The sequence below is a fragment of the Citrobacter sp. RHB36-C18 genome (genome assembly GCF_013814485.1).
In the GTDB taxonomy this organism is placed as follows: domain Bacteria; phylum Pseudomonadota; class Gammaproteobacteria; order Enterobacterales; family Enterobacteriaceae; genus Citrobacter; species Citrobacter braakii.
This window is the reverse complement of sequence record NZ_CP057125.1, coordinates 2,998,721-3,025,659: the sequence shown is the minus strand read 5'-3', so window position 1 is coordinate 3,025,659 and position 26,939 is coordinate 2,998,721. Positions and strand designations below refer to the sequence as shown.

The window sequence follows — 26,939 nt, the reverse complement described above, 5'->3', positions numbered from 1 at the left end:
GAGCGTTTAGTACAATAAACAACTAAGAAAACCGCTGGAGTATACCTTGTTTAGCGATTTATTGAACCCCGATCACACCATAAGCTGTCTTTCTGGTCGAGGGCAATTCGTGCCGCGTGTTATAAAAATGTAGCAAAAAGGGTGTTTGTGCCTGAAAAGATGAACATTCTGCGTAGCGCGATTTACGCAACAGGAATAGACTGAAGCCGAGACTCTACCAAAGATGCTAAAGGTTTTTTATGACACAACAGCCACAAGCCAAATACCGTCACGACTATCGTGCGCCGGATTACCAGATTACTGATATTGACTTGACCTTTGACCTGGATGCTGAAAAAACCGTGGTCACCGCCGTGAGCCAGGCTGTCCGTCATGGCGCGTCCGATGCGCCCCTGCGCCTGAATGGCGAAGATCTGACCCTGGTGTCGATCCACGTGAACGACGAGCCGTGGGCAGAGTATAAAGAAGAAGAGGGCGCTCTGGTCATCAGTCAACTGCCAGAACGTTTCACGTTGCGTATCGTGAATGAAATTAGCCCGGCGGCCAATACCGCGCTGGAAGGACTGTACAAGTCCGGCGACGCGCTGTGCACCCAGTGTGAAGCGGAAGGGTTTCGCCATATTACCTGGTATCTCGACAGGCCGGATGTCCTGGCGCGTTTTACCACCAAAATTATCGCCGATAAAACCCAATATCCGTTCCTGCTCTCCAACGGTAACCGCGTGGCGCAGGGGGAACTGGAAAATGGTCGTCACTGGGTACAGTGGCAGGATCCGTTCCCGAAACCGTGTTATCTGTTTGCGCTGGTAGCCGGTGATTTCGACGTCCTGCGCGACACCTTTACCACTCGTTCCGGGCGTGAAGTGGCGCTGGAACTGTACGTCGATCGCGGCAACCTGGACCGCGCGCCGTGGGCGATGACCTCGCTGAAAAACTCCATGAAATGGGATGAAGAGCGCTTTGGCCTCGAATATGACCTCGACATTTATATGATTGTCGCGGTCGATTTCTTCAACATGGGGGCGATGGAGAATAAAGGTCTGAACATCTTTAACTCCAAATATGTGCTGGCACGTACCGATACCGCCACCGACAAAGATTACCTCGATATTGAGCGCGTCATCGGTCACGAATATTTCCACAACTGGACCGGCAACCGCGTGACCTGTCGCGACTGGTTCCAGTTGAGCCTGAAAGAGGGGCTAACCGTGTTCCGCGATCAGGAGTTCAGTTCCGATCTCGGCTCACGCGCGGTAAACAGGATCAGCAATGTACGCACCATGCGCGGCCTGCAGTTTGCCGAAGATGCCAGCCCAATGGCGCATCCTATCCGTCCGGATATGGTCATTGAAATGAACAACTTCTATACTCTGACCGTGTACGAAAAGGGCGCTGAAGTTATTCGTATGATCCACACCCTGCTCGGTGAGGCTAACTTCCAGAAAGGGATGCAGTTGTACTTTGAGCGTCATGACGGCAGCGCTGCAACCTGTGATGATTTCGTGCAGGCGATGGAAGATGCGTCCAACGTCGATCTTTCGCATTTCCGCCGCTGGTACAGTCAGTCCGGTACGCCGATTCTGACCGTGCGTGATGACTACAATCCATCCACTGAGCAGTACACGCTGACTATCAGCCAGCGCACGCCGGCCACGCCGGATCAGGCCGAAAAACAGCCGCTGCATATTCCTTTCGCCCTCGAGTTGTATGACAACGAAGGGAAAGTGATCCCGCTGCAAAAAGGCGGGCACCCGGTGAATTCTGTACTCAATGTCACCCAGGCTGAGCAGACGTTTGTCTTTGATAATGTCTACTTCCAGCCGGTTCCGGCACTGCTGTGCGAATTCTCCGCACCGGTAAAACTGGAATACAAATGGAGCGATCAGCAACTGACCTTCCTGATGCGTCATGCGCGTAACGATTTCTCTCGTTGGGACGCGGCGCAAAGCTTGCTGGCGACCTATATTAAGCTCAACGTAGCCCGCCATCAGCAGGGACAGCCGCTGTCGCTGCCGGTACACGTAGCCGATGCATTCCGGGCGATTTTGCTGGATGAGAAAATCGATCCGGCACTGGCGGCAGAGATTCTGACGCTGCCTTCGGTGAATGAAATTGCTGAACTGTTCGACATCATCGATCCGGTGGCAATAACGGAAGTACGTGAAGCGTTAACTCGCACGCTGGCGGCCGAACTGGCGGATGAATTCCTCGCCATCTATAACGCTAACCATCTTGATGAGTACCGTGTTGAGCATGCCGATATTGGCAAGCGTACGCTACGTAATGCCTGCCTGCGTTTCCTGGCCTTTGGCGAAACCCATCTGGCCGACACGCTGGTCAGCAAGCAGTACCGTGAAGCAAACAATATGACCGATGCGCTGGCGGCGCTGTCCGCGGCAGTCGCGGCGCAACTGCCTTGCCGCGACACGCTAATGCAGGAGTATGACGATAAGTGGCATCATGACGGTCTGGTGATGGACAAATGGTTTATCCTGCAATCCACCAGCCCGGCGAGAAACGTGCTGGAAACGGTACGTGGCTTACTGAAGCACCGTTCCTTCAGTATGAGTAACCCGAACCGAATCCGATCTCTGATTGGCGCCTTTGCGGGCAGCAACCCGGCGGCATTCCATGCGGAAGATGGCAGCGGCTATCAGTTCCTGGTCGACATGCTGACTGAACTCAATAGCCGTAACCCGCAGGTGGCGTCACGTCTGATTGAGCCGCTGATTCGCTTAAAACGTTATGATGCTAAACGTCAGACGCAGATGCGCGCGGCGCTGGAGCAGCTGAAAGGTCTGGAGAATCTCTCCGGCGATCTGTTCGAGAAGGTAACCAAAGCGTTAGCCTGAAACGTTGACCTGTCGTTTTGTAAGCCGGATTAGGCGGTAACGCCGCTATCCGGCAAAAGGCCCGGTGGCGCTTGCGCTTACTGGGCCTGATTTTTCTGAATGCTTATCCATGCCGGCGGATCGGCTGTTCCGTTTCGCTACGCTGCATTACCCGGTTCAACACTTCTGCTTCCAGCTCTGCCAGACGCACCGAACCAATCCGGCGTGGTCGCGCAATATCCACCGTTAAATCCAGTCCGATTTTTCCATCTTCAATAAGCAACACGCGATCGGCCATTGCCACCGCTTCACTGACGTCATGGGTGACCAGCAGTACGGTAAAACCGTGCTCTTGCCATAAAGAGACAATCAGTTCCTGCATTTCAAGGCGGGTTAAGGCATCCAGCGCACCGAGAGGTTCATCCAGCAGCAGCAGACCGGGACGATGAATTAATGCCCGCGCCAGGGCCACGCGCTGTTTTTGTCCACCGGACAGGGCGGCAGGCCATTCCTGAGCACGATTCTCCAGCCCAACTGCGGCCAGCGCGTCCCGGGCCGCATCGCGCCAGTGACCTTTCAGACCCAGACCCACATTATCGATAACCGTCTTCCAGGGCAGCAGACGCGCATCCTGAAACATCATTCGCGTATCCTCCTGAATTTCTGCCAGCGGGGTGGTTCCGGCAAGTAATGCACCTGAGGTGGGAGACTCCAGCCCAGCCAGCAGACGCAGTAGCGTGCTTTTTCCTCCTCCGCTGCGGCCAACCACGGCAACAAACTGTCCGGCCTGAATGTGCAAATCTAACTGATTGAGCACCGTATTGGCGGCGTATTGTTTCGTCACGGCACTCAGTAAAAGCGGCGTGCCTTGGTTTAGGCGAGCGGTATTCATACGGTAGCCTCCTTCACATGGTAAGCCGGGTTCCAGCGCAGCCAGATCCGCTCCAGCCATTGGGCGCTGACGTCGGCAAGTTTGCCGAGCAGGGCGTAGAGAATAATGGCCACCACGACCACATCGGTTTGCAGAAATTCGCGGGCGTTCATTGCCAGGTAACCAATGCCGGCATTGGCTGAAATGGTTTCCGCGACAATAAGCGTCAACCACATCAGTCCGAGAGCAAAACGCACGCCAACCATAATCGAGGGCAGGGCGCCGGGGAGGATCACATGAATAAATAGTGAAAAACCAGACAGCCCATAGCTGCGAGCCATCTCTACCAGGCCGCGATCGATATTGCGGATCCCATGCCAGGTGTTGATGTAAATCGGAAAAAGCGTGCCCAGCGCGACGAGAAAGATCTTGGCGGATTCATCAATGCCGAACCACAAAATCACCAGTGGGATCAGCGCCAGATGCGGCACGTTACGCAGCATCTGCACCGAAGTATCCAGCAGGCGTTCTCCCCACCGCGAAAGACCGCTAATCAGTCCCAGCGTCAGGCCAATCGATCCGCCGATGGAGAAGCCTACCAGCGCGCGCCAGGAGCTGATCGCCAGATGCTGCCAAAGCTCGCCGCTGGCGGAAAGCGTCCAGAAGGCTTCGACAACGCCCTCCGGAGAGGGCAGGATGCGGGTGGACAACCAGCCCATTGATGATGCGAGCTGCCAGAGCGCGACCAACCCAACCGGTAAAAACCAGGGCGCGAGGCGCAGTAACCACCTGTTTTTCGGCGTTGCCATCAGCAGGCTCCTTAGCTTTGCGCGATTTTGCGTGGGATAAATTCGTTTGCCACCGCTTCACCTTGTTGATGCTGGCGCTGCGGCTGTGGAATTTCTGGTATAGCGACATCCAGATGTGGGAACAGCAGCTCGCCAACCTTGTATGCCTCTTCCAGATGTGGATACCCGGACAACACAAAACTGTCGATTCCCAGTGCGGCATACTCGTTGATACGCGCCGCGACCGTCGGACCATCTCCGACCAGCGCGGTACCCGCGCCACCGCGCACCAGTCCTACTCCTGCCCACAGGTTCGGGCTGATTTCCAGTTTGTCGCGTTTACCGTTGTGCAGTGCAGCCATTCGCTGCTGACCAACCGAATCCGTTCTTGAGAAGGCGGCCTGGGCTTTGGCAATGGTGTCGTCATCCAGATGGGCTATCAGACGATCCGCTGCCTGCCACGCCTCTTGCGTTGTCTCCCGGACGATCACATGCAGACGAATACCAAAGCGGATCTTGCGCCCGAGCGCCGCCGCTTTGGCCCGCACCTGTTCAATCTTCTCTTTCACCTGTTCAGGCGGCTCGCCCCAGGTCAGATAGAGATCAACCTGCTCGGCAGCAAGATCTTGGGCGACATCAGACGAACCGCCGAAATAAAGCGGTGGCCGGGGTTGTTGTACAGGAGGGAAAAACAGTTTCGCCCCGCGGACATGAATGTGTTTGCCATTGAAATCCACGGTTTCACCTTGCAGCAAACGCCGCCAGACCTGAGTGAATTCAGCAGAGGCTTCATAGCGCTCGGTGTGATCAAGGAACACGCCGTCACCCGCCAGCTCTTGTGGATCGCTGCCGGTTACCAGGTTGAACAACGCCCGGCCGTTAGAGAGTCTGTCGAGCGTCGCGGCCTGGCGGGCGGCGACCGTCGGCGAGGTGACGCTTGGACGTAGCGCGACCAGAAACTTTAATCGCTGGGTGACCGGGATCATCGACGCGGCGACCAGCCAGGCATCTTCACAGGAGCGACCGGTTGGGATCAGAACGCCGGTAAATCCCAGGCGATCGGCTGTTTGCGCAATTTGTTGCAAATAACCGTGATCGACCGGGCGCGAACCTTCTTCCGTCCCCAGATAATGACCGTCACCGTGGGTGGGTAAAAACCAGAACATGTTCAGACTCATAATTTTTCTCCTGCCTGCTGAGTGGGTTGCCAGATACGCTGGCGAATATCGATTTTTTTCGGCACCAGACGGTTGTCATAAAACAGATCGGCGGTTTGTTGTTGTAGGGCGGCAACCGAGGCGCTGACGGGCGTAATGGTGGTTGGCGGACGGTGATCCAGATAAGACGCAATTACCGGCTCGGGCAGGCCCATGGTTTTAGCCAGTAGAGTAATGCTTTGCTGGCGTTGGCTGAGAGTTAACGCATCCGCCTGGCTAAAGGTATCCAGCACGCCAAGAACAAAAGCGCTATTTTTTTCGGCATAAGGACGTGCAGCGAGATAAAACGAACCGGTCTGCTTGAGGTCTGAGCCGTCTTTCAGCACGCGCACATCACCTTGCAGTAATGCGGCCGAATAGTAAGGATCCCAGATAGCCCACGCATCCACGTTTCCTTGCTGGAAGGCCGCTCGCGCATCGGCGGGGGTCAGGTAAGTCGGTTGAATATCGGTAAATTTCAACCCTGCCTGTTGCAGCGCCCGGAGCAGTAAATTGTGGGCGCTGGAACCTTTCTGGAAGGCGACTTTATGCCCTTTGAGCTGCGCAACGCTCTGGATCGGGCTATTTTTCGGCACCAGAATCACTTCGGCTTTCGGTTTGGGTGGTTCGACGCCCACATAAACCAGATCGGCTCCGGCGGCCTGGGCGAAAATTGGCGGAATGTCACCGGTACTGCCGAGATCGATACTGCCGATATTGAGTGCTTCCAGCATTTGCGGTCCAGCCGGGAACTCAATCCACGAGATTTTGGTCTGTGGGTAACGTTTCTCCAGTAGCTGATGACTTTTTGCCAGCACCATGCTGACGCTTCCTTTCTGGTAGCCAATGCGCAGGGCATCCGGAGCCGATTCTGCGGCATGCGCCAAGGATGACAGGGACAGCAGCCCGGTTAATGCCAGCCATGGGGTGTGACGCTTGAGCAGATTAAGCATGGGCGGCACCTCGCAGGGCGTTCAGTTGCGGGAGTTGGAGATCGCGACGATGCAACGCCAGCCAGAAAGTGTCGAGCGCACTGTCCAGGCGCTGCTGCAGGTTGGGCGTAAACTGCGGTTTATGCTGATAATCGATGACCTGCGAATCATCGGCAAACACGCCGTGCAGGATCTCCTGAGCCTTTAACGCGCTCAGCACCGGTTTCAGCGCGTAATCGACGGCCAGTAAATGCGCCACACTGCCGCCAGTCGCCAGCGGCAAAACCACTTTTCCTTCCAGCGCCCGCTCGGGGAGTAGATCGAGCAGCGTTTTCAGTGCGCCAGAGTAAGCGGCTTTGTAGACCGGCGTTGCGACAATCAGCCCGTCTGCATCCTGTAGTTGTTCGATAAATGTCTTCAGCGCCGGACTGTCAAAACGGGCATAGATCAGGTCTTCCGGGGCAAAGTTGTGCAGGTTCCAGTGAAAGACTTCGACATCCTGGCCGTTCAATTTTTCTCGGGCATATTCCAGCAACGCGCTGGAGCGAGAGGGAAAGCGTGGGCTTCCCGCCAGAGTGATGACGCGCATAATTTTATTCTCCCCTTATAACCAATTGTTTGCTTTTGATTAACATTGATAACAATTTGTGCAGTCTGGCAGAGAGACTTTGTTTATCGAAATGATTTATACGGGATAGAAAAGTTGAAAAATGAATAAAAAGGAGGAAGCAGGAAAACGATTGCTATTTATTGCCGCAGGTCAATTCCCTTTTTGCTCGCGATCGCACATAATACGCCCCCGGTTTGCACACCGGGAATCCAGGAGAGTTCATGTACTACCCCTTCGTTCGTAAAGCCCTTTTCCAGCTCGATCCAGAGCGCGCTCATGAATTGACATTCCAGCAATTACGTCGCATTACCGGCACGCCGCTCGAAGCGCTTGTCCGCCAGAAAGTACCCGCAAAACCGGTTACCTGTATGGGGCTGACGTTTAAAAATCCACTCGGGCTTGCTGCCGGACTGGATAAAGACGGGGAGTGCATTGATGCGCTCGGCGCGATGGGATTTGGTTCCATTGAGATTGGTACCGTGACGCCGCGTCCTCAGCCGGGTAATGATAAACCACGTCTGTTTCGTCTGGTCGATGCAGAAGGTTTGATCAACCGCATGGGGTTTAATAACCTGGGGGTTGATAACCTGGTTGAGAACGTCAAAAAATCGCATTTTGACGGTATTCTGGGGATTAATATTGGTAAGAATAAAGATACTCCGGTAGAGAACGGCAAAGATGACTATCTGATTTGTATGGAAAAAGTCTATGCTTATGCTGGTTATATCGCGATTAATATCTCTTCACCGAATACGCCGGGATTACGTACGCTGCAATATGGTGAGGCGCTGGATGATCTTCTGACGGCAATTAAAAATAAGCAAAATGATCTGCAAGCGATCCACCATAAATATGTTCCAGTGGCGGTTAAGATCGCCCCGGATCTTTCTGTGGATGAACTGATCCAGGTTGCTGATAGTTTAGTTCGTCATAATATTGATGGCGTAATTGCGACTAACACCACTCTCGATCGTTCTCTCGTTCAGGGAATGAAAAATTGCGATCAAATGGGTGGCCTGAGCGGTCGACCGTTACAATTAAAAAGTACAGAAATTATTCGCCAGTTGTCTCAGGAATTAAAAGGTCAGCTGCCGATTATTGGGGTTGGTGGTATCGACTCAGTAATCGCGGCGCGTGAGAAAATAGCTGCCGGTGCTTCTCTGGTACAGATTTATTCGGGCTTTATTTTTAAAGGCCCACCGTTGATTAAAGAAATCGTCACCAATATCTGAATGCTACCTTAATCACAATCCAGGGCTTTATTTCTGGCCCTGGTTGTTTTATATTCCTTTACTGTTGCTTATTTAAACATTCTGAGCTTTTATTATTAAGGCAATAAACGAAGCGGCAAAAGGATACTGTCGTAATGGTGTGATTAAGGAAAGGAGAGAAACTGATGCGAATTAAACCCGACGATAACTGGCGCTGGTATTATGATGAAGAGCACGATCGTATGATGCTCGATTTGGCCAATGGCATGTTATTCCGTTCGCGTTTTGCTCGTAAAATGCTCACTCCAGATGCATTTTCTCCGTCGGGTTTTTGTGTTGATGACGCCGCGCTTTATTTTTCGTTTGAAGAAAAATGTCGCTACCTGGATTTAGCCAAAGAGCAAAAGGCGGAACTGGTGCTTAATGCGCTGGTGGCGATTCGTTACCTTAAACCGCAAATGCCAAAAAGCTGGCACTTTGTCGCACACGGTATTAACTGGTCGCCAGTCGTGGGGGATGCTGCTTGTGTGGATTTAAGCGATACGGATGAACAGGTAAACCTGTTAGTGGTTGAACCGGGTGAAAATGCCGCGCTTTGTCTGCTTGCACAACCTGGTGTGGTTATTGCCGGGCGCACAATGCAACTTGGCGACGCGATTAAAATAATGAATGACCGACTGAAACCGCAGGTTATTGCCGACAGTTTCAGCCTTGAACAGGCGGTTTAACTCTCCAGCCTGATTGTCGTTTTGGGAACGCAACTGCAGCACAGAATCGTCCCGTCATCCCCAATCGCTGATTTTTTCAGCGGACTAACTTCGCCTTCCAACAGTCGAATTCGACAGCATCCGCAAATTCCTGCCCGGCATGAATAGGGCACTCTGATACCCTGGTTTTCCAGCTGTTCAAGCAATACCTGCTGATTATTTCCGCGAAAGGTCTGTCCCTGCCAGTCAATAAGTACCGTGGCATCGGGTTGTTGTTCCAGTGCGGTATCATCTGGCTCCGCCGCACCGTAAGCTCTGGCGGGACCGGTTGCCAAAATTTCTACCTCATCGCCGACGCGAATAACGCCGCTGTTGCGTGCGATAAGATTCTGGCCGAAATCGACGTCGCCGTTATCCACCGCTGTCCGGAAGGTTTGCAGCGTGGCGAGCGGCTCGCCAGACGGATGTTTCTGGCCTTTTTCTGGGCTAACGGTAGTGAAAATGCAGCGGCTACAGGGTTTTGCCACATCAAAAATGACGTCGCCAATGCGAATCACTTTCCAGGTGTCTTCTGCCCATGCGTCAGCCCCCGCAACCACCAGATTGGGGCGAAACTGTTCCATTTTGACGCTTGCCGGACAGCGCTGTTGCACATCGCGCAGAGATGCTTCGTTGGCCAGCAGGTAGGGATAACCATCGGCGAAGGACAAAGGAACATCAGCGTGGCGCTTCACCCGGCGTGTCAGTTGCGGACCCACCCAGCGCAACTGCACGTCACGGGAGAAAAAGCCGCTCAGCCACAGGTTGATAGCCGCTGGTGCAATACGCGCGGTAAAATGGTTTCCCCACACTTCAGTCGGCGCATCCTGGGTGGCGAAGTCTGCGAATCGCACGAGCGCGCTGCTGCCGTCTGGAGCCGTGAGATGAAGTCCATCGTGGAAAGGGGAAGGGGTAAAGCGGACCATTTGCGGGAACTGTCGGGCGGTAATGAACGTCCCGTCGGGTTCGGTAATCATAAATATACGATCCAGGGCGAGACCGCTCACGTCTGCCAGGGCGTGCGTGAGTCCAATTCCACGCATTGATTTAACCGGATGAATAAAAAGTCGGGTCAACGTTACCACTGCACAGCCCCTTGAACGAAAATAAGCCTTCAACTTTATGACATACAGCCCATATTAGCTATAATGCGCAGCAATTTTCTAGGAGTAAAAGTGACATTATGAATTCTCTGTTTGCCAGTACGGCCCGTGGGCTGGAAGAGCTGTTAAAAACTGAACTGGAAAACCTCGGCGCGCTGGAGTGTCAGGTCGTTCAGGGTGGGGTCCATTTTAAGGGCGACACGCGGCTTGTTTACCAGAGCCTGATGTGGAGCCGCCTGGCCTCGCGCATTATCCTGCCGATGGGAGAGTGCAAGGTCTACAGCGATCTTGATCTGTACCTCGGCGTTCAGGCAATCGACTGGACAGAGATATTTAATCCTGGTGCTACGTTTGCCGTCCATTTTAGCGGCCTGAACGAGACCATTCGTAACAGCCAGTACGGCGCGCTGAAGGTCAAGGATGCGATTGTCGATGCCTTTACCCGCAAAAATCTGCCGCGTCCGAATGTGGATCGTGAATCTCCGGATCTGCGAATCAATGTCTGGTTGAACAAAGATACCGCCAGCATTGCGCTCGATCTGAGCGGTGACGGTTTGCATCAGCGCGGTTATCGCGATCGCGCGGGTCAGGCGCCGATTAAAGAGACGCTGGCCGCCGCTATTGTTATGCGTTCTGGCTGGCAGCCGGGCACACCGTTACTCGATCCGATGTGCGGCTCCGGCACGCTGCTGATTGAAGCGGCGATGTGGGCAACCGATCGCGCGCCGGGCCTGCATCGCGGGTACTGGGGCTTTAGCGGTTGGGCACAGCACGATGAAGCCGTCTGGCAAGAGGTTAAAGCCGAAGCTCAGGTGCGTGCGCGTAAGGGGCTTGCTGACTATACTTCGCACTTCTATGGCTCCGACAGCGATGCGCGCGTGATTGAAAAAGCGCGTAGTAACGCCCGCCGCGCAGGTATTGCCGATCTGATGACATTTGACGTTAAAGATGTCGCCAAACTGAGTAATCCACTGCCGAAGGGACCGTATGGTACGGTGATCAGTAACCCGCCCTACGGCGAACGTCTGGATAGCGAACCGGCGCTGATTGCCCTGCATAGCTTGCTGGGCCGTACGATGAAAAACCAGTTTGGCGGCTGGAATTTGTCGCTGTTCAGCGCCTCTCCGGATTTGCTCAGCAGCCTGCAATTACGTGCTGATAAGCAGTTCAAAGCGAAAAACGGTCCGCTGGATTGCGTACAGAAAAACTATCACGTTGCAGAGACCACTGCGGACAGCAAGCCAGCCACGGTCGCGGAAGATTATGCCAACCGCCTGCGCAAGAATATCAAGAAGCTGGAAAAATGGGCGCGTCAGGAAGGAATTGAATGCTATCGCCTGTATGATGCTGACCTGCCGGAATACAACGTTGCAGTGGACCGTTACGGTGAGTGGGTCGTGGTTCAGGAATACGCTCCGCCGAAGACGGTCGATGCGCAAAAAGCACGTCAACGTCTGTTCGATATCATTGCCGCAACGCTGTCGGTCCTGGAAATCGCGCCAAATAAACTGGTGCTGAAAACCCGTGAGCGCCAGAAAGGGAAGAACCAGTATCAGAAGATGAATGAGAAGGGTGAATTCATTGAGGTAAGCGAGTACAACGCGCGCCTGTGGGTCAACCTGACAGACTATCTTGATACCGGTTTGTTCCTCGATCACCGTATTGCGCGCCGCATGCTGGGCCAGATGAGTAAAGGTAAGGATTTTCTTAACCTGTTCTCCTACACCGGCAGTGCCAGCGTTCATGCCGGACTGGGCGGTGCGCGTAGCACCACGACGGTTGATATGTCGCGTACCTACCTGGAGTGGGCTGAGCGTAACCTGCGCCTGAACGGCCTGAGTGGTCGCGCTCACCGTTTAATTCAGGCCGATTGCCTGGGCTGGCTGCGCGATGCCAATGAACAGTTTGATCTGATTTTCATCGATCCGCCGACGTTCTCTAACTCAAAACGTATGGAAGACTCGTTTGATGTACAGCGCGATCATCTGGCGCTGATGAAAGATCTGAAACGTCTGCTGCGTAAAGACGGCACGATCATGTTCTCCAACAACAAGCGTGGGTTCCGTATGGATCTCGACGGTCTGGCTGAACTGGGATTAAAAGCACAAGAAATCACCCAAAAAACGCTTTCCCAGGATTTTGCCCGTAACCGTCAGATCCACAATTGCTGGCTGATTACCGCAGCCTGAAAGGATAAATAAATGTCATTGATCAGTATGCATGGTGCATGGCTGTCGTTCAGCGATGCGCCGCTTCTTGATAATGCAGAACTGCATATCGAAGATAACGAACGCGTCTGTCTGGTTGGCCGCAATGGCGCAGGTAAGTCGACGCTGATGAAGATCCTCAACCGTGAACAGGGTCTTGACGACGGGCGTATTATTTATGAGCAGGACCTGGTTGTGGCGCGTCTGCAGCAGGATCCGCCGCGTAATGTTGAGGGCAGCGTCTATGACTTCGTTGCCGAAGGTATTGAGGAACAGGCTGAATATCTGAAGCGTTATCACGATATTTCGCGCCTGGTGATGACCGATCCCAGCGACAGAAACCTGAATGAAATGGCGCGGGTTCAGGAAATGCTCGATCACCATAATCTGTGGCAGCTCGAAAGCCGCATTAATGAAGTGCTGGCACAACTGGGACTGGATCCTAACGCCGCGCTTTCTTCGCTTTCGGGCGGCTGGCTGCGTAAGGCGGCGCTCGGCCGCGCGTTAGTGAGCAACCCGCGCGTACTGCTGCTGGATGAACCAACTAACCACCTGGATATTGAAACTATCGACTGGCTGGAAGGGTTCCTGAAATCCTTCAATGGGACAATTATTTTCATTTCCCACGACCGTTCATTTATTCGCAATATGGCGACGCGTATTATCGATCTCGACCGCGGCAAGCTGGTGACCTATCCGGGGAACTACGATCAGTATCTGCTGGATAAAGAAGAAGCGCTGCGGGTGGAAGATCTCCAAAATGCGGAATTTGATCGCAAGCTGGCGCAGGAAGAAGTCTGGATCCGTCAGGGCATCAAAGCGCGTCGTACCCGTAATGAAGGCCGCGTGCGGGCGCTGAAAGCCATGCGTCGCGAGCGTGGCGAACGTCGCGAAGTGATGGGCACGGCGAAGATGCAGGTCGAAGAGGCGAGCCGTTCTGGCAAGATTGTCTTCGAAATGGAGAATGTTGATTACCAGGTTGATGGAAAGCAACTGGTAAAAGATTTCTCCGCGCAGGTGCAACGTAGCGACAAGATTGCGCTAATTGGACCTAACGGCTGCGGTAAAACAACGCTGCTGAAGCTGATGTTAGGTCAGCTTCAGGCTGATAGCGGACGCATTCACGTCGGCACGAAGCTGGAAGTGGCGTATTTCGATCAGCACCGCGCCGAACTGGATCCGGATAAAACCGTGATGGACAACCTTGCTGAGGGTAAGCAAGAGGTGCTGGTTAACGGTAAACCTCGCCATGTGCTGGGCTACCTCCAGGATTTCCTGTTCCATCCGAAACGGGCGATGACGCCAGTACGTGCGCTCTCTGGTGGGGAACGCAATCGCCTACTGCTGGCGCGTCTTTTTCTCAAACCCAGTAATCTTTTGATTCTCGATGAACCAACGAACGATCTGGACGTCGAAACGCTGGAACTGCTTGAAGAGCTGATTGATAGCTACCAGGGCACCGTGCTGCTGGTGAGCCACGACCGTCAGTTTGTGGATAATACCGTAACCGAATGCTGGATCTTCGAAGGCGGCGGTAAAATTGGTCGTTATGTCGGCGGTTATCATGATGCCCGCAGCCAGCAATCGCAGTATGTGGCGTTTAAACAGCCAGTTGCGAAAAAAACAGAGGAAACCGTTGCTCCTAAAGCAGAAATTGTCAAACGCAGCACGAGCAAACTAAGCTATAAACTGCAGCGCGAACTGGAGCTGCTCCCCGCACTGCTTGAAGAACTGGAAGCTAAACTGGAAGCATTACAAGCTCAGGTAGCTGACGCCGCTTTTTTCAGTCAGCCGCATGAGCAAACGCAACAGGTATTAGCTAATCTGAACGAAGCTGAACAAGAACTTGAGCAAGCCTTTGAGCGCTGGGAGTATCTTGAGTCTTTGAAGAACGGCGCATAATTTAAAGGAGCACATATGTGCGAACATCACCATGCCGCGAAGCATATTCTGTGCTCGCAGTGTGACATGCTGGTGGCGTTACCTCGCCTTGAGCATGGTCAGAAAGCGGCATGTCCACGATGTGGCACTACGTTAACGGTTGAGTGGGACGCGCCACGGCAGCGTCCTACCGCCTATGTGTTAGCAGCATTATTTATGCTGCTTTTGTCAAACCTCTTTCCCTTTGTGAATATGAATGTTGCGGGGGTGAGCAGCGAAGTGACGCTGCTGCAAATCCCCAGCGTTCTCTTTTCGGAAGATTACGCCAGCCTCGGTACCTTCTTTATCTTATTCGTTCAGTTGGTTCCCGCTTTTTGCTTGTTGACCATTTTGCTGTTGGTGAATCGGGTTCATATGCCTGAGCGGCTTAAAACATGGCTGGCGCGTATTTTGTTTCAGTTAAAAAGCTGGGGAATGGCAGAAATTTTCCTCGCGGGCGTGCTGGTGAGCTTTGTTAAGCTGATGGCCTACGGCGATATCGGTGTGGGCAGCAGCTTCATCCCGTGGTGCATGTTTTGTATGCTCCAGTTGCGGGCTTTTCAGTGTGTGGATCGCCGTTGGCTGTGGGATGATATTGCCCCTATGCCAGCCATTAAGCAGGAATTAAAGCCTGGTGTGCCCGGCATCCGACAAGGATTGCGTTCCTGTTCCTGCTGCACCGCTATTCTTCCGGCAGACGAGCTGGTATGCCCACGCTGTCAGACGAAAGGTTATGTGCGGCGTAAAAACAGTCTGCAATGGACATTGGCATTACTGTTTACGTCGATCATGCTTTATCTTCCTGCCAATATTCTGCCGATCATGATCACCGATCTGCTCGGGTCAAAGCTGCCTTCAACGATACTCGAGGGCGTGGTTTTAATCTGGAGCGAAGGCTCTTACCCGGTGGCTGCGGTTATCTTTATCGCCAGTATTATGGTGCCGACGTTGAAAATGATCGCCATTGCCTGGCTGTGTTGGGATGCCAAAGGGCACGGCAAACGCGACAGTGAACGAATGCATTTAATTTACGAGGTTGTAGAATTTGTCGGTCGCTGGTCAATGATCGACGTTTTTGTAATTGCCGTACTCTCTGCGCTGGTGCGCATGGGAGGGTTAATGAACATTTATCCTGCAATGGGTGCTTTGATGTTTGCTTTAGTCGTCATTATGACAATGTTTTCTGCGATGACATTTGATCCCCGTCTGTCGTGGGACCGTGAACCAGATCATGAGGAGTCCTGACAGCATGGAATCTAAAAGTGGGGAAGCCAAAGTGCAAAAGGTAAAAAACTGGTCGCCCGTGTGGATATTCCCTATAGTCACTGCCCTCATTGGCGCGTGGGTCCTGTTTTATCACTACAGTCATCAGGGGCCACAAGTCACGCTGATTACCACCAATGCCGAAGGTATTGAAGGGGGCAAAACGACGATTAAGAGCCGCAGCGTGGATGTCGGCATCGTCGAGAGCGCAACCCTGACTGATGATTTGACCCATGTGGAAATTAAAGCTCGTCTTAACTCCGGAATGGAAAAGCTGCTGCATAAAGATTCTGTCTTTTGGGTGGTGAAGCCGCAGGTTGGGCGTGAAGGTATCAGTGGGCTCGGCACGCTATTGTCCGGGGCTTATATTGAACTGCAGCCTGGCAATAAAGGCAGCAAGCTGGAAAATTACCAACTGCTGGATTCACCGCCGCTGGCGCCGCCAGATGCGAAAGGGATCCGTGTGATTCTGGACAGCAAAAAAGCCGGTCAGTTGAGCCCGGGCGACCCGGTTCTGTTCCGTGGTTATCGTGTAGGTTCGGTTGAAACCAGCACATTTGATGCGCAAAAGCGTACGATTAGCTACCAGCTATTTATCAATGCGCCTAACGATCGTCTGGTGACCAGCAATGTGCGTTTCTGGAAGGACAGTGGGATCGCCGTGGATCTTACTTCGGCAGGTATGCGCGTGGAAATGGGATCTCTCTCCACGCTGTTTGGCGGTGGCGTAAGTTTTGATGTGCCAGAAGGGCTGGAACAAGGCGAACCGGTCGCACAACAGTCTGCGTTTAATCTCTATGACGACCAAAAAAGTATTCAGGATTCACTGTATACCGATCATATTGATTACCTGATGTTCTTTAAAGATTCAATTCGTGGCCTGCAGCCCGGTGCGCCACTGGAATTCCGTGGCATCCGTTTGGGTACGGTAAGCAAAGTACCTTTCTTCTCGCCGAATATGCGTCAGGTCTTCAACAATGATTACCGCATTCCGGTGCTGGTACGTATCGAACCAGAACGTCTGAAGGCACAACTGGGAGAAGATACTGATGTTGGCGCTCATCTGGCAGAATTGCTTAAACGAGGATTACGGGCATCGCTGAAAACCGGGAACCTGGTGACTGGCGCTCTGTATGTCGATCTCGACTTCTACCCGAAAGAACCGCCGATTACCGGTGTGCGCGAATTTAACGGTTATCAAATTATTCCGACCGTGAGCGGTGGTCTGGCGCAGATCCAGCAGCGACTGATGGAAGCGCTGGATAAGATTAACAATCTGCCGTTGAACCCGATGATTGAGCAGGCGACCAATACGTTGTCGGAAAGCCAGCGTACGATGAAGCATCTGCAAACCACGCTGGACAACATGAATAAGATCACGTCCAGTCAGTCGATGCAGGATCTTCCGGCGGATATGCAGAACACGCTGCGCGAACTGAACCGTAGTATGCAGGGCTTCCAGCCGGGGTCCGCCGCCTACAACAAGATGGTGGCGGATATGCAGCGTCTTGATCAGGTACTGCGAGAACTGCAACCGGTACTGAAAACGTTGAACGATAAGAGCAATGCGCTGGTATTTGAAGCGAAGGACAAAAAAGATCCAGAGCCGAAGAGGGCGAAACAATGAAAAAGTGGCTAGTGGCGATGATGGCGGTCTGGCTGACGTCATGCAGCTCCAGCGGAGAAAATAAAAGCTATTACCAGCTCCCTATCGCGCAAGGGGGCGTACAGAGCTCAGCTAACCAGGGTAACCGTCTGCTGTGGGTTGAACAGATTGCGGTCCCGGACTATCTGGCGGGTAATGGGGTGGTTTACCAGACCAGCGATGTGCAATATGTGATAGCGAATAATAATCTCTGGGCCAGCCCATTAGATCAGCAATTGCGCAATACCCTGGTTACGAACCTCAGTATGCAGTTGCCTGGCTGGGTTGTCGCTTCGCAGCCGCTGGGAAGCACTCAGGACACGTTGAACGTTACCGTGACCGGCTTCCACGGTCGGTACGATGGTAAGGTCATCGTGAGCGGTGAATGGCTGCTGAATCACCAGGGGCAGTTGATCAAGCGTCCATTCCACATCGAAGCTGTACAGACTAAAGACGGCTACGATGAGATGGTGAAGGTTCTGGCCAACGCCTGGAGCCAGGAAGCGACGGCAATGGCTCAGGAGCTGAAACGCATCCCTTAAGCTTAAATAATTGTAAATTATGCCGCCCCTGGTTCATTGCCCGGGGCGGTTTTTTTTATTTTTTTAGCCGTGGAGATAGCTGTTCTGACAGACTATTTTTGTACAAATGATTTTGCGGGTAGCTCACAAATATGACACTGGCGTGAATTTTGCGCATTGACGAGCCTGATGTTTAGGGGTATTCGTTTTAGTGTGATTGCACACTTAGTAATCACTGTTTTCTTTTCCACCAGACCCAAAAGATGAGGGAAACGAGGCATGAAGAGACAAAAACGAGATCGCCTGGAACGGGCACATCAACGTGGATATCAGGCCGGCATTGCCGGACGCTCAAAAGAAATGTGTCCCTATCAGACGCTGAATCAGAGGTCATACTGGCTGGGAGGCTGGCGAGAAGCCATGGGGGATAGGGTTTTAATGGCCTGATTCTGTCTCTTTAGATAAAAGAAACCTCCGCAGAGCGGAGGTTTCGCCTTTTTGCCCTCCAGACAAGACGAATAAACGTTAATGTCTGGCTGCTAAGCTGACCTTGATTAGAACGCGGAAGTGTCCTGGAACAGACCCACTTTCAGATCGTTTGCGGTATAGATCAGACGACCATCAACCAGCACTTCACCATCAGCCAGGCCCATGATCAGGCGACGATTAACGATGCGTTTGAAGTGAATGCGGTAAGTCACTTTCTTCGCAGTCGGCAGAACCTGGCCGGTGAATTTAACTTCGCCTACGCCCAGCGCGCGGCCTTTACCTTCGCCGCCCAGCCAGCCGAGATAGAATCCAACCAGCTGCCACATGGCATCCAGACCCAGGCAGCCCGGCATCACCGGATCGCCGATAAAGTGGCATCCGAAGAACCACAGGTCCGGGTTGATATCCAGTTCAGCTTCAACATAACCTTTGTCAAAGTTGCCGCCGGTTTCGGTCATCTTGATGACACGGTCCATCATCAGCATGCTTGGTGCAGGCAGTTGTGGCCCTTTTGCGCCAAACAGCTCACCGCGACCAGAGGCAAGAAGGTCTTCTTTTGTATAGGATTCGCGTTTATCTACCATGTTCTCTGTAAGCCTTATTTTATTGAAGCACGCAGGATAGCTAACACGTGTACGCTGAACAAGTCCGATCAGTTCGGAATAATCCAGTTCAGCCAACGTAGCGGCCAGGGAAAACGGTGACGACCTTCCTGCTGCGTTGCCGTAGCAATACGCTCCTGGATAGTTTGCATCAGCGTTGTCTGGCCTTCACCATCCCACACCAGATTTAATAACAGTGGCAGCGCATCGGTCACGTCGTCCACCGCCCAGATAGTGAATTTTTCTTCTTCTACGGCCTGTAGCAGAGCGGGCTGCAGGCTCAGGTGTCTGACATTCGCTGAAGGAATGATAACGCCCTGTGTGCCTGTCAGCTCACGCTGCTGACAGATGGCGAAGAAGCCTTCAATTTTCTCGTTCAGACCACCAACAGGTTGTGCCCGACCAAACTGATCGACAGAACCGGTAATGGCGATGCTTTGATTAACAGGAACGTCGGCGAGGGCGCTAATCAATGCGCAAAGCTCTGCCATGGACGCGCTGTCGCCGTCCACTTCGCTGTAGGATTGCTCAAAGGTCAGCGAGGCAGAGAAGGGGATTTGCTGTTCAAGCTGGAGTTCCGACATCAGGAACGCCTGCATAATCATCATACCCTTCGCATGAATATTTCCGCCAAGCTCGGCTTTGCGCTCAATATCCGTAAATTCGCCGTCGCCAATATGAACCACACAGCTGATACGAGAAGGCTCACCAAACGCGCGGGGGTGACCAGGAAATTCAATCACCGACAGGGCGTTGATTTGGCCAATACGCTCGCCTTCCGTCTCGATCAGGATCTGTTCCTGCAGGATCTCATCCTGCATTCGTTCGGCGAGGAAACCTTCCCGCCATTCACGCTGGGTCAGCATCAGGCTGAACTGCTCAGCGTTGCAGGTTTCGCCCTCGCATAACGGGGCCACTTCTTTGAACTGTCGGGTGATCCACAGCGGGTTAAGCGGCAATGTATCCTGTTCGCCGGTATAACGAACGGCTTCACGGATCAGCACTTGCCAGGCATCAGGGGCCGGGTAGGGCAAATTGTTGCGCGTAGCGGTATGTGTTACCCACTGACACCACTGCGTCATGGTTTCGGCATCCACTATCTGCAGATTATCTTCAAACTCGCTATAAATAGCCTGCTCAGCCAGCTCCGGCTCCATGTCCTGGAAGTCTGCCAGTGATTCACGTTCACCGACTAATACCACTTTGAGTTTAAGCGGCATAGGTGGAACGGAGACGGGCAGCGGGCGAGACTCATCAAAAGCTACCCAGTCAAAACGCTCGTGGCTGACAATGGCTTTCAGGCGCATCCACAGCAGCGGTTGGGCCAGTAGCGTGCGCAACGAAATAACCAGCACACCACCGTTGGCCTGATGCACAAGGCCTGGCTGTAGGGTAATTTCGCCGTTGAACTGACGCAGACAGCCAAACAGTTGTTCGGCTTCAACCCAGTCAGCGCAGACTACCTGGGTTAATGTCGCAAAATTGTCTTCTGCTTTCTCAGCTGTACGATAGCGGATAGTGTGACCGGAGATATCATAATGACCTCCGGTGAGACTTCCGGCATCCGAGTGCAGAGGCCGCGCGGCCTGTGCAATAAGGTTGATGTACTCAAGCTCTTCCGGCGCTTTTACCAGCATGAACGAAGACGTCGTCCAGTGCTGAAGAAGCTGCTCTAGCGCAAATTGTAAACGTGGCTGAGTATCACTAAGTAAGGTATCGGTGTCGTCAGTGACGTGCGGCTGTGCAAATACTTCCTGATAACTATCGGTGTCAGGAACCAGATCACGCCATGCAAGTTTCGTAATGGTCAAAGTTGATGTTTTTTAGTCTGTTGTAAAAAACGAGATTATACCGTAACCATCATCACTGCACACGTGGAAAGCGCTGTGAAACGAATGCGATGACGCGCGACAGTTCACAGGCTGGATATTCTTTTCTTCAGATGCCGAAAAAGCTGATATTCTGATAAGAGTTACACGGTAACATTGAGATCGCAATGAAATATCAACAACTTGAAAACCTTGAAAGCGGCTGGAAATGGAAGTATCTGGTGAAGAAGCATCGTGAGGGGGAATTAATCACCCGTTACGTAGAGGCCAGCGCTGCCGAAGAAGCCGTTGATTTGTTGCTAACCCTCGAAAATGAACCGGTTCGGGTCAATACCTGGATTGAAGAACACATGAACTCTGCGCTGCTAAATCGTATGAAACAAACCATACGGGCGAGGCGTAAGCGGCACTTTAACGCGGAGCATCAGCATACGCGAAAGAAATCTATCGATCTGGAATTTATGGTCTGGCAGCGCTTAGCGGGGCTTGCGCAGCGGCGCGGCAAAACGCTTTCTGAAACCATTGTGCAACTGATTGAAGACGCAGAGCATAAAGAGAAGTACGCGAATAAAATGTCGACATTGAAGCAGGATTTACAGGCGCTGCTGGGAAAAGAATAACCACAGAATGGCTAAATGTGTTGTGTACAGGCGTGCTTTGATTGATAAAAAGTGAAAAAAAAACCCCGCAAAGCGGGGTTTTTTCATAAGACGATAACTTAAGCCTGAGGCTGAGTTACAACGTCTTTGATACCTTTAACTTCGATCTCAACACGACGATCCGGAGCCAGGCAGTCGATCAGTGCAGCGCGAGCTTTCACGTTGTCACAGGTGTTGCCAGTAACCGGGTTGGATTCGCCCATGCCACGTGCAGAGATTTTGTCAGAAGGAATACCTTTAGAGATCAGGTAATCAACAACGGACTGAGCACGTTTCTCGGACAGACCCTGGTTGTAAGCGTCAGAACCGATGCGGTCAGTGAAGCCCAGAACCACTACGGAACCGTCTTTCGGATCCAGGTTGCTCAGCTGGCTGTACATCTGATCCAGAGCCTGCTGGCCTTCTGGTTTCAGAGTTGCTTTGTTGAAGTTGAACAGAACGTCAGACTTCAGAGTGAAGTGTTTGGTCTGTACTTCCGGAGCCGGAGCCGGTGCAACAACTACTGGAGCTGCTTCTTCCTGCTGACCGAAACGGTAGGAAACACCAACGCTCAACAGACCGTTATCCGGACGACCGCCAACGGTGTTCGCGTCACCGATGTTGTTGGTCCACTGGTATTCCAGACGGGTAGCGATTTCAGGAGTAATTGCATACTCTACGCCACCTGCGAATACTGGGGAAACACCAGTGTCGTGGTCTTTGAAGCCTTCGTTGTTTTTAGCGTCTGCACGCCAAACCATACCACCCAGACGGGTATAAACGTCCAGATCGTCAGTGATTGGGTAACCCAGTTTAGCGGTCAGCTGAACGCCCTGAGCTTTGAAAGCGCCATTATTGTGGGTAGCATCGGTGGCGCCTTTGTACGGCATACGACCTAACCAGTCGTAACCCATTTCGAAACCAACGTACGGGTTAACCTGGTAACCACCGAATGCACCAGCACCCAGTTGGCTTTCGTGGGTAGGACCGGAGTTGTTGATCTGGTTGTTGCCAATATCATGGTACTGAGACCAGCCCAGTTTAGCACCAGTGTACCAGGTGTTATCTTTCGGAGCGGCCTGCGCCACGGTAGCGAAACCAGCCAGTGCCACTGCAATTGCGATAGCTGTCTTTTTCATTTTTTGCGCCTCGTTATCATCCAAAATTCGCCATGAATATCTCCGAAGAGAGATAACACGGTTAAATCCTTCACCCGGGGACCAGTTCAATAGTTACTCTACCGATATCTGCGGCTTATGCCGAGCACCCCTGGCGATGTAAAGTCTACAACGTAGTTGAAAACTTACAAGTGTGAAGTCCGTCAGGCATATGAAAAAAAAAGGCTTGTGTACACAATATTTAACATTTATAGATGAATAAATGTACTGAAGATTTCCTGAAAACCGCTTCAGACAGGCCTTCAGCCGGAAAACGCGTTACAGCTCAATGGCAAATTAAAACATGAAAAAAAATTCCAGGATAAATCCTAATTTTACTCAATGATACAAATTCGAGTGAATTTTTAGCCCGGAATGCTGTCTCCCCGCAAGTGACTGAGCGCGAACAGGACGCATGATAAACCCCATCGCATTACCTTCATCTGCCGCTTTTACCAGTTCGGCATGTTCATCTTCGGTTAATTCTTCCGTCAACCAGCCGATGACGACGCTGTAATTACCTGTGCGCAGCGCACGAACCATCGATTCCAGCGTATTGCAGGGGGAGAGCTGGCTGATTTGCATGACTTTGGTCAATGGAAGCCCGGCCGACTGCACCCACTCACGGCTTAATTTTTGCTGAGGCGTCAGCCACAACTGCCAGCGTGATTGTTGCCCTAATTGTTGCAGCAGGGGAAGCAGCAGGAGCTGCGTCATCATGGGCTGGTCCTCGCGATAGACCACTTCACTGATAAGCCCAGCGGTAGCGTTCTCTGCTGAAACGCGCGCAATGCTGCTCGATGCGGAAGAGAACGACGAAGAACGATTTGCATAACCTGAAGTGTACATAATCAATCCAGCCCTGTGAGTTACTGTATGGATATACAGTAACCCTGCCATCAATAAAGATCAACCTTATTTTCGGAAACAGGTTCGCAATTTTTAGTCATCATCACGGGAAAAATAAAATTCATCTTGCCCCATACGCATAAGTTGCCTATTTTCGTCATTAACGGATCTGCTACTGCAAATTATTTGCTTACGTTATGATTTAAAAGGATTTTTATGAAAGAAAAGTCTTATGCAAGAATCTATAAATCACAAGAATATCTGGCTTCTCTGGGAACAATTCACTACCGCTCACTGTTTGGCGGCTATAGTCTGACGGTTGGTGATACGGTCTTTGCCATGGTAGCCAGCGGTGAGTTATATCTTCGCGCCTGTGAGCAGAGCGCCCAGTACTGTGTAAAAAATTCTCCTGTCTGGCTAACATTTATCAAGCGCGGGCGACCGGTTGTACTCAATTATTACCAGGTGAACGATACCCTGTGGCAGAACCAGCAGCAGTTAGTATCGCTATCACAATTTTCACTCGATGCAGCCGTTAAGGAAAAACAGAGTCGCTTTGCACAACATCGCCTGCGGGAATTACCGAATATGACGTTTCATTTGGAGACCTTGCTAAATGAAGCAGGAATTAAGGATGAGGGGACATTGCGATCGCTGGGAGCTCAGATGTGCTGGTTGAAACTTCGGCAAAATAACCCTGCCTTAACGGTAAAAATACTCTATGCCCTTGAAGGAGCGGTTGACGGGGTGCATGAAGCCGCGCTCCCGGCGACGCGTCGCCAGGAGCTGGTGGAGTGGGTGAGTTCTCTTACGCCGGAACCGGGGTATTAGATGGCAGCACAGCAATTTGTTGCTGTAATCGCCGAATCTCCGGGAGCAGGGCAATAAGTAACCCAACTTGCTGTACGACCAGCGGCTCTTTACTGTCCGGACGTGGCTCGAGATGCTGAATTCGCTGCTTCAGATCTTCCAGCGCCTGGTATACGCGCTGCTCATCAGCAGGTTGATGGTGAAGCGCATCATCTACATAGCAGACGGCATCATCCAGCAATGCCAGGACGTCAGGATTGGTTAACTGCTCGCGATGTGCGCCGAGGGCGGAAATATAGCTGGTAAACGTATGGTTAAGACACAGCAAGCGGAACGCCGTTTCGCGTGTTTGGGCCGTGACATCCGGTTCACTCGACATGTTCGACACCACCGAAGCAAGTTCCGCATCACGATTGTGCGCGTCACGGCGGGCGATACGGTATGCCAGACGATTATCACGCCCCTGATGATATTGTTCGAGAATAGCATCAAGATAACGACAGTTAGCGTCAGTGGCCCGTTCAATCACTCGCGGCAGATTCCGAAAACGCCAGTCTGGCCAGACAAAACTGACAGCAGCCCAGGCGATGGCACAGCCGATCAACGTATCGATGACGCGCGGAAGTGCAACTTCAAAACCTTCACCGAGCAGGTTAAAGCACAGCAGCACCAGCAGCGTGATAAACATGGTGGCATGCGCGTACTGGACGTTACGAAAGGCAAAAAACAACACGCCGGTAATCACCAGAAGTATCAATTGCCCTTCGAGAGAAGGTACAAACCACAGGATCGGTAACCCAATGGCGATCCCGACTAATGTGCCGATAATCCTTAGTGCCAGACGATGTCGGGTGGCGTTGTAGTTTGGCTGGCAGACAAACAGACTGGTCAACAGGATCCAGTACCCGTGGTTCATTCCGGTTATCTGGATAATGGCATAGCCGAGGCAGAGCACCAGCGACATGCGAACAGCATGACGAAACAGGGCGGACTCAGGCGTGAAATTACGGCTCAGACGCAACCAGATATCACTGAACCCATGCGGGCTGTCATCGGCAAGCTGATTTTCAGACTCATTGCGCGAAAGTACCTGAGCCTGTTCGGATTCAATGGTAGCCAACTGGGCATCAATGGCCCGCAGGTTTGACAGCAAAAATCCTAACGTGTTGAGCAGGTCTGCAGGCTCACCACTCGCGCGCATGCGCTCAAGTGCAGCATCAATATGGGTGAAGACGCGCTCAAAGTGCGGATCGTGCTGATAAGGCGTGCGTAATAAAATACAGCGAGACAGTTGCGAACACGCTTGCCCCTGCATCGACATCAGGCGCTGGAAGCGAAACATCACGTCGCTGTGGCGGAAATGGTCGCGCAGCGTTTGGTACTGAATATGCGAGGAGCTTGCGCGTTCATGAATATCCTGCGCCACAAAATAGTAATGTAGCGTGCGACGTGTTCCTCGCTGTCCGCGGTCGCCGCGCAGGCGGGTCAGCAGTGACACCTTTGTCTGGTTTAGGGTCGCCATCAGTTGCCCATTCGCAAGAGCCAAATCATACAGCGGCGCCTGGCTTTCATCTTCTATGTCGGGATCAAAAAGACGCGATTTCAGTTCCAGATAGTGCGCTAACTGTTCATAGCTACGCGCCAGATTGTCCTGCAACGGGCGAATAGGGAACAGAAGATGTCCGGTCAGGGTTAACAGGTTGTACCAAATGGCGCCCGCGAGCAGCAGGATTGGTTGCTGATACCACTGATCGTAAAGCGAGGTGCCGAGCATCGTGTAAATGGCGATCAGCAACGCGCCAAAGGCGATGGTTGCATAGCGCTGCCCTAATCCCCCCAGCAGTATAAAGCCGCTGGTGGAGAGCGTTAACCCAAGGGCAAACAGCCATGGCCATGGGAAGAGCAGTTCGACCGAGGCCGAGGCAATGAAAAAGCACACCAGCGTGATGATCAAATTGCGCAGGCGGCCTGCAAGACGATCGTCCAGGTCAGTAAGCGCGGCAGCGACCATACCCAGCGTGAGCGGGATGGTCAGCTTAACGTCACCCAGCCACCAGGGCAGCGCTGTTGTGCCGCAAAGCGCGATAAAAATCCGCACGTAGTACAGCCAGGTGCTGTTCCAGGTATAGCGTTTGAGCAGAGGACTTAACATAAAGGCCATCGGTCCTGATTATTCGAAGCGACGACGCGCGTTGGCTTCACGCGCTGCGCGTGCAACTTCAACTGACACTACCCGGCGACCCACCGGCCACAGTGCAATCGCCGCGATTTTGAAATTCGCAATGCCAACCGGGATACCAATAATCGTAATGCACTGGGCAATACCGGAGACAATGTGCATCAGGCACAACCACCAGCCGAAGAAAATCAGCCAGAAAATATTGAGCACGGTGCCTCCGGTATTCAACAGGACGTTTTTGCCCGCTGGATTAAGCTCATCGACATGAATCGCTTCGTTACCGTAGGGAAACAGCGAGAGTCGGGTAATTTCCCAGCATGAGCGGGTCAGGGGGAGAGTAAAAATCAGCACAATACTGACCAGCGTAGCCAGTAACCAGGCTAAGGTGGTGGCGAATCCCCCGAGCACAAAATTTAAAATATTCAGAACAGTACGCATAAACCCTCGGTTAACTCTGGTTTTCTGTGAATTCGGCAATTGTAACGTTTTTTTGGGCTGGAGCACGTTTTCTCTGGCGGTTACACTGATAAGTAAACCTCTTC

The 26,939-nt window shown here is 52.4% G+C and carries 23 protein-coding genes; 11 read left to right on the top strand and 12 right to left on the bottom strand.

Translation table 11 applies throughout. The features are described 5' to 3' along the window. Positions 1-239 precede the first annotated feature (239 nt). Positions 240-2,852: an aminopeptidase N gene (gene pepN / locus HVZ52_RS14555; RefSeq protein WP_016152466.1), complete on the top strand. Its 2,613-nt coding sequence runs from the start codon at positions 240-242 to the stop codon at positions 2,850-2,852. A 103-nt stretch (positions 2,853-2,955) separates the two neighbouring features. Here the strand turns inward: pepN and ssuB are convergent, their stop codons facing one another. Genes ssuB through ssuE form a run of 5 tightly spaced genes read right to left on the bottom strand, consistent with a single transcriptional unit; the run spans position 2,956 to position 7,207 of the window. Next, positions 2,956-3,723 (bottom strand): aliphatic sulfonates ABC transporter ATP-binding protein, encoded by a 768-nt coding sequence (gene ssuB, locus HVZ52_RS14550; protein ID WP_016152467.1) that lies wholly within the window; start codon positions 3,721-3,723, stop codon positions 2,956-2,958. Further along, positions 3,720-4,511 (bottom strand): aliphatic sulfonate ABC transporter permease SsuC, encoded by a 792-nt coding sequence (gene ssuC, locus HVZ52_RS14545; RefSeq protein WP_016156130.1) that lies wholly within the window; start codon positions 4,509-4,511, stop codon positions 3,720-3,722. The genes ssuB and ssuC overlap by 4 nt, the downstream gene beginning before the upstream one ends. Positions 4,512-4,522: 11 nt before the next feature. Then, positions 4,523-5,668 carry an FMNH2-dependent alkanesulfonate monooxygenase gene (gene ssuD / locus HVZ52_RS14540; protein ID WP_016156131.1) on the bottom strand — a complete coding sequence of 382 codons (1,146 nt, stop codon included), beginning with the start codon at positions 5,666-5,668 and terminating at the stop codon, positions 4,523-4,525. Further along, positions 5,665-6,639, bottom strand: a complete 975-nt coding sequence (locus HVZ52_RS14535) for a sulfonate ABC transporter substrate-binding protein (RefSeq protein ID WP_016156132.1) — start codon at positions 6,637-6,639, stop codon at positions 5,665-5,667. The genes ssuD and HVZ52_RS14535 overlap by 4 nt, the downstream gene beginning before the upstream one ends. Then, positions 6,632-7,207 carry an NADPH-dependent FMN reductase gene (ssuE, locus tag HVZ52_RS14530; protein WP_016152471.1) on the bottom strand — a complete coding sequence of 192 codons (576 nt, stop codon included), beginning with the start codon at positions 7,205-7,207 and terminating at the stop codon, positions 6,632-6,634. The genes HVZ52_RS14535 and ssuE overlap by 8 nt, the downstream gene beginning before the upstream one ends. Positions 7,208-7,449: 242 nt before the next feature. Here ssuE and pyrD point away from each other — a divergent pair, with 242 nt between their 5' ends. Beyond that, on the top strand, positions 7,450-8,460 hold the full coding sequence (pyrD, locus tag HVZ52_RS14525; protein ID WP_181598379.1) for a quinone-dependent dihydroorotate dehydrogenase: 1,011 nt from the start codon (positions 7,450-7,452) through the stop codon (positions 8,458-8,460). 164 nt (positions 8,461-8,624) lie between these two features. After that, complete coding sequence (zapC, locus tag HVZ52_RS14520) at positions 8,625-9,167, top strand: cell division protein ZapC (protein ID WP_016152473.1); 543 nt, start codon at positions 8,625-8,627, stop codon at positions 9,165-9,167. Here the strand turns inward: zapC and HVZ52_RS14515 are convergent. Continuing rightward, positions 9,164-10,270 (bottom strand): YcbX family protein, encoded by a 1,107-nt coding sequence (locus HVZ52_RS14515; protein WP_047359371.1) that lies wholly within the window; start codon positions 10,268-10,270, stop codon positions 9,164-9,166. The genes zapC and HVZ52_RS14515 overlap by 4 nt on opposite strands. Before the next feature lie 98 nt (positions 10,271-10,368). On the opposite strand from HVZ52_RS14515, the gene rlmKL reads away from it, so the two are divergent. From rlmKL to rmf, 6 genes are all read left to right on the top strand, one after another. After that, complete coding sequence (gene rlmKL / locus HVZ52_RS14510) at positions 10,369-12,477, top strand: bifunctional 23S rRNA (guanine(2069)-N(7))-methyltransferase RlmK/23S rRNA (guanine(2445)-N(2))-methyltransferase RlmL (RefSeq protein WP_016152475.1); 2,109 nt, start codon at positions 10,369-10,371, stop codon at positions 12,475-12,477. Between the two features lie 12 nt (positions 12,478-12,489). Beyond that, entirely contained in the window at positions 12,490-14,397 is a 1,908-nt protein-coding gene (locus HVZ52_RS14505; RefSeq protein ID WP_181598378.1) for an ABC transporter ATP-binding protein, read from the top strand. A 15-nt stretch (positions 14,398-14,412) separates the two neighbouring features. Continuing rightward, positions 14,413-15,660, top strand: coding sequence for a membrane integrity-associated transporter subunit PqiA (gene pqiA, locus HVZ52_RS14500; protein ID WP_016152477.1), 1,248 nt, complete (start codon positions 14,413-14,415; stop codon positions 15,658-15,660). 4 nt (positions 15,661-15,664) lie between these two features. After that, positions 15,665-17,305 (top strand): intermembrane transport protein PqiB, encoded by a 1,641-nt coding sequence (gene pqiB / locus HVZ52_RS14495; protein ID WP_003836843.1) that lies wholly within the window; start codon positions 15,665-15,667, stop codon positions 17,303-17,305. Next, positions 17,302-17,865: a membrane integrity-associated transporter subunit PqiC gene (pqiC, locus tag HVZ52_RS14490; RefSeq protein WP_016152478.1), complete on the top strand. Its 564-nt coding sequence runs from the start codon at positions 17,302-17,304 to the stop codon at positions 17,863-17,865. The genes pqiB and pqiC overlap by 4 nt, the downstream gene beginning before the upstream one ends. Before the next feature lie 258 nt (positions 17,866-18,123). Continuing rightward, positions 18,124-18,291, top strand: a complete 168-nt coding sequence (rmf, locus tag HVZ52_RS14485; protein ID WP_003035871.1) for a ribosome modulation factor — start codon at positions 18,124-18,126, stop codon at positions 18,289-18,291. Between the two features lie 107 nt (positions 18,292-18,398). Here rmf and fabA read toward each other — a convergent pair whose 3' ends face one another. Together fabA and HVZ52_RS14475 are read right to left on the bottom strand one after the other, a co-directional pair. Continuing rightward, positions 18,399-18,917 carry a bifunctional 3-hydroxydecanoyl-ACP dehydratase/trans-2-decenoyl-ACP isomerase gene (fabA, locus tag HVZ52_RS14480; protein WP_003035875.1) on the bottom strand — a complete coding sequence of 173 codons (519 nt, stop codon included), beginning with the start codon at positions 18,915-18,917 and terminating at the stop codon, positions 18,399-18,401. A 68-nt stretch (positions 18,918-18,985) separates the two neighbouring features. Beyond that, positions 18,986-20,746 carry a Lon protease family protein gene (locus tag HVZ52_RS14475; protein ID WP_049271474.1) on the bottom strand — a complete coding sequence of 587 codons (1,761 nt, stop codon included), beginning with the start codon at positions 20,744-20,746 and terminating at the stop codon, positions 18,986-18,988. Between the two features lie 185 nt (positions 20,747-20,931). On the opposite strand from HVZ52_RS14475, the gene matP reads away from it, so the two are divergent. Further along, complete coding sequence (gene matP / locus HVZ52_RS14470; protein WP_016152480.1) at positions 20,932-21,384, top strand: macrodomain Ter protein MatP; 453 nt, start codon at positions 20,932-20,934, stop codon at positions 21,382-21,384. 98 nt (positions 21,385-21,482) lie between these two features. Here the strand turns inward: matP and ompA are convergent, their stop codons facing one another. Together ompA and sulA are read right to left on the bottom strand one after the other, a co-directional pair. Then, positions 21,483-22,541, bottom strand: a complete 1,059-nt coding sequence (ompA, locus tag HVZ52_RS14465) for a porin OmpA (protein WP_016156137.1) — start codon at positions 22,539-22,541, stop codon at positions 21,483-21,485. 357 nt (positions 22,542-22,898) lie between these two features. Further along, entirely contained in the window at positions 22,899-23,408 is a 510-nt protein-coding gene (gene sulA, locus HVZ52_RS14460; protein WP_019076414.1) for an SOS-induced cell division inhibitor SulA, read from the bottom strand. Positions 23,409-23,624: 216 nt separating this feature from the next. Between sulA and HVZ52_RS14455 the strand changes: the two genes are divergently transcribed. Beyond that, on the top strand, positions 23,625-24,239 hold the full coding sequence (locus HVZ52_RS14455) for a TfoX/Sxy family DNA transformation protein (RefSeq protein WP_016152483.1): 615 nt from the start codon (positions 23,625-23,627) through the stop codon (positions 24,237-24,239). Here HVZ52_RS14455 and yccS read toward each other — a convergent pair. Further along, a complete protein-coding gene (gene yccS, locus HVZ52_RS14450; RefSeq protein ID WP_181598377.1) occupies positions 24,217-26,370 on the bottom strand; it encodes a YccS family putative transporter in 2,154 nt (717 codons plus the stop codon). The genes HVZ52_RS14455 and yccS overlap by 23 nt on opposite strands. A gap of 18 nt (positions 26,371-26,388) precedes the next feature. Next, the gene (locus HVZ52_RS14445) at positions 26,389-26,835 is read right to left on the bottom strand and encodes a YccF domain-containing protein (RefSeq protein ID WP_016152485.1); all 447 of its coding nucleotides are present in this window, start codon (positions 26,833-26,835) and stop codon (positions 26,389-26,391) included. Positions 26,836-26,939 lie beyond the last annotated feature (104 nt).

Coding starts and splice junctions, on each gene's coding strand:
- pepN (WP_016152466.1), top strand. CDS start 240: ATGACACAACAGCCACAAGCCAAATACCGTCACGACTATCGTGCGCCG.
- ssuB (WP_016152467.1), bottom strand. CDS start 3,723: ATGAATACCGCTCGCCTAAACCAAGGCACGCCGCTTTTACTGAGTGCC.
- ssuC (WP_016156130.1), bottom strand. CDS start 4,511: ATGGCAACGCCGAAAAACAGGTGGTTACTGCGCCTCGCGCCCTGGTTT.
- ssuD (WP_016156131.1), bottom strand. CDS start 5,668: ATGAGTCTGAACATGTTCTGGTTTTTACCCACCCACGGTGACGGTCAT.
- HVZ52_RS14535 (WP_016156132.1), bottom strand. CDS start 6,639: ATGCTTAATCTGCTCAAGCGTCACACCCCATGGCTGGCATTAACCGGG.
- ssuE (WP_016152471.1), bottom strand. CDS start 7,207: ATGCGCGTCATCACTCTGGCGGGAAGCCCACGCTTTCCCTCTCGCTCC.
- pyrD (WP_181598379.1), top strand. CDS start 7,450: ATGTACTACCCCTTCGTTCGTAAAGCCCTTTTCCAGCTCGATCCAGAG.
- zapC (WP_016152473.1), top strand. CDS start 8,625: ATGCGAATTAAACCCGACGATAACTGGCGCTGGTATTATGATGAAGAG.
- rlmKL (WP_016152475.1), top strand. CDS start 10,369: ATGAATTCTCTGTTTGCCAGTACGGCCCGTGGGCTGGAAGAGCTGTTA.
- HVZ52_RS14505 (WP_181598378.1), top strand. CDS start 12,490: ATGTCATTGATCAGTATGCATGGTGCATGGCTGTCGTTCAGCGATGCG.
- pqiA (WP_016152477.1), top strand. CDS start 14,413: ATGTGCGAACATCACCATGCCGCGAAGCATATTCTGTGCTCGCAGTGT.
- pqiB (WP_003836843.1), top strand. CDS start 15,665: ATGGAATCTAAAAGTGGGGAAGCCAAAGTGCAAAAGGTAAAAAACTGG.
- pqiC (WP_016152478.1), top strand. CDS start 17,302: ATGAAAAAGTGGCTAGTGGCGATGATGGCGGTCTGGCTGACGTCATGC.
- rmf (WP_003035871.1), top strand. CDS start 18,124: ATGAAGAGACAAAAACGAGATCGCCTGGAACGGGCACATCAACGTGGA.
- fabA (WP_003035875.1), bottom strand. CDS start 18,917: ATGGTAGATAAACGCGAATCCTATACAAAAGAAGACCTTCTTGCCTCT.
- matP (WP_016152480.1), top strand. CDS start 20,932: ATGAAATATCAACAACTTGAAAACCTTGAAAGCGGCTGGAAATGGAAG.
- ompA (WP_016156137.1), bottom strand. CDS start 22,541: ATGAAAAAGACAGCTATCGCAATTGCAGTGGCACTGGCTGGTTTCGCT.
- sulA (WP_019076414.1), bottom strand. CDS start 23,408: ATGTACACTTCAGGTTATGCAAATCGTTCTTCGTCGTTCTCTTCCGCA.
- HVZ52_RS14455 (WP_016152483.1), top strand. CDS start 23,625: ATGAAAGAAAAGTCTTATGCAAGAATCTATAAATCACAAGAATATCTG.
- yccS (WP_181598377.1), bottom strand. CDS start 26,370: ATGTTAAGTCCTCTGCTCAAACGCTATACCTGGAACAGCACCTGGCTG.
- HVZ52_RS14445 (WP_016152485.1), bottom strand. CDS start 26,835: ATGCGTACTGTTCTGAATATTTTAAATTTTGTGCTCGGGGGATTCGCC.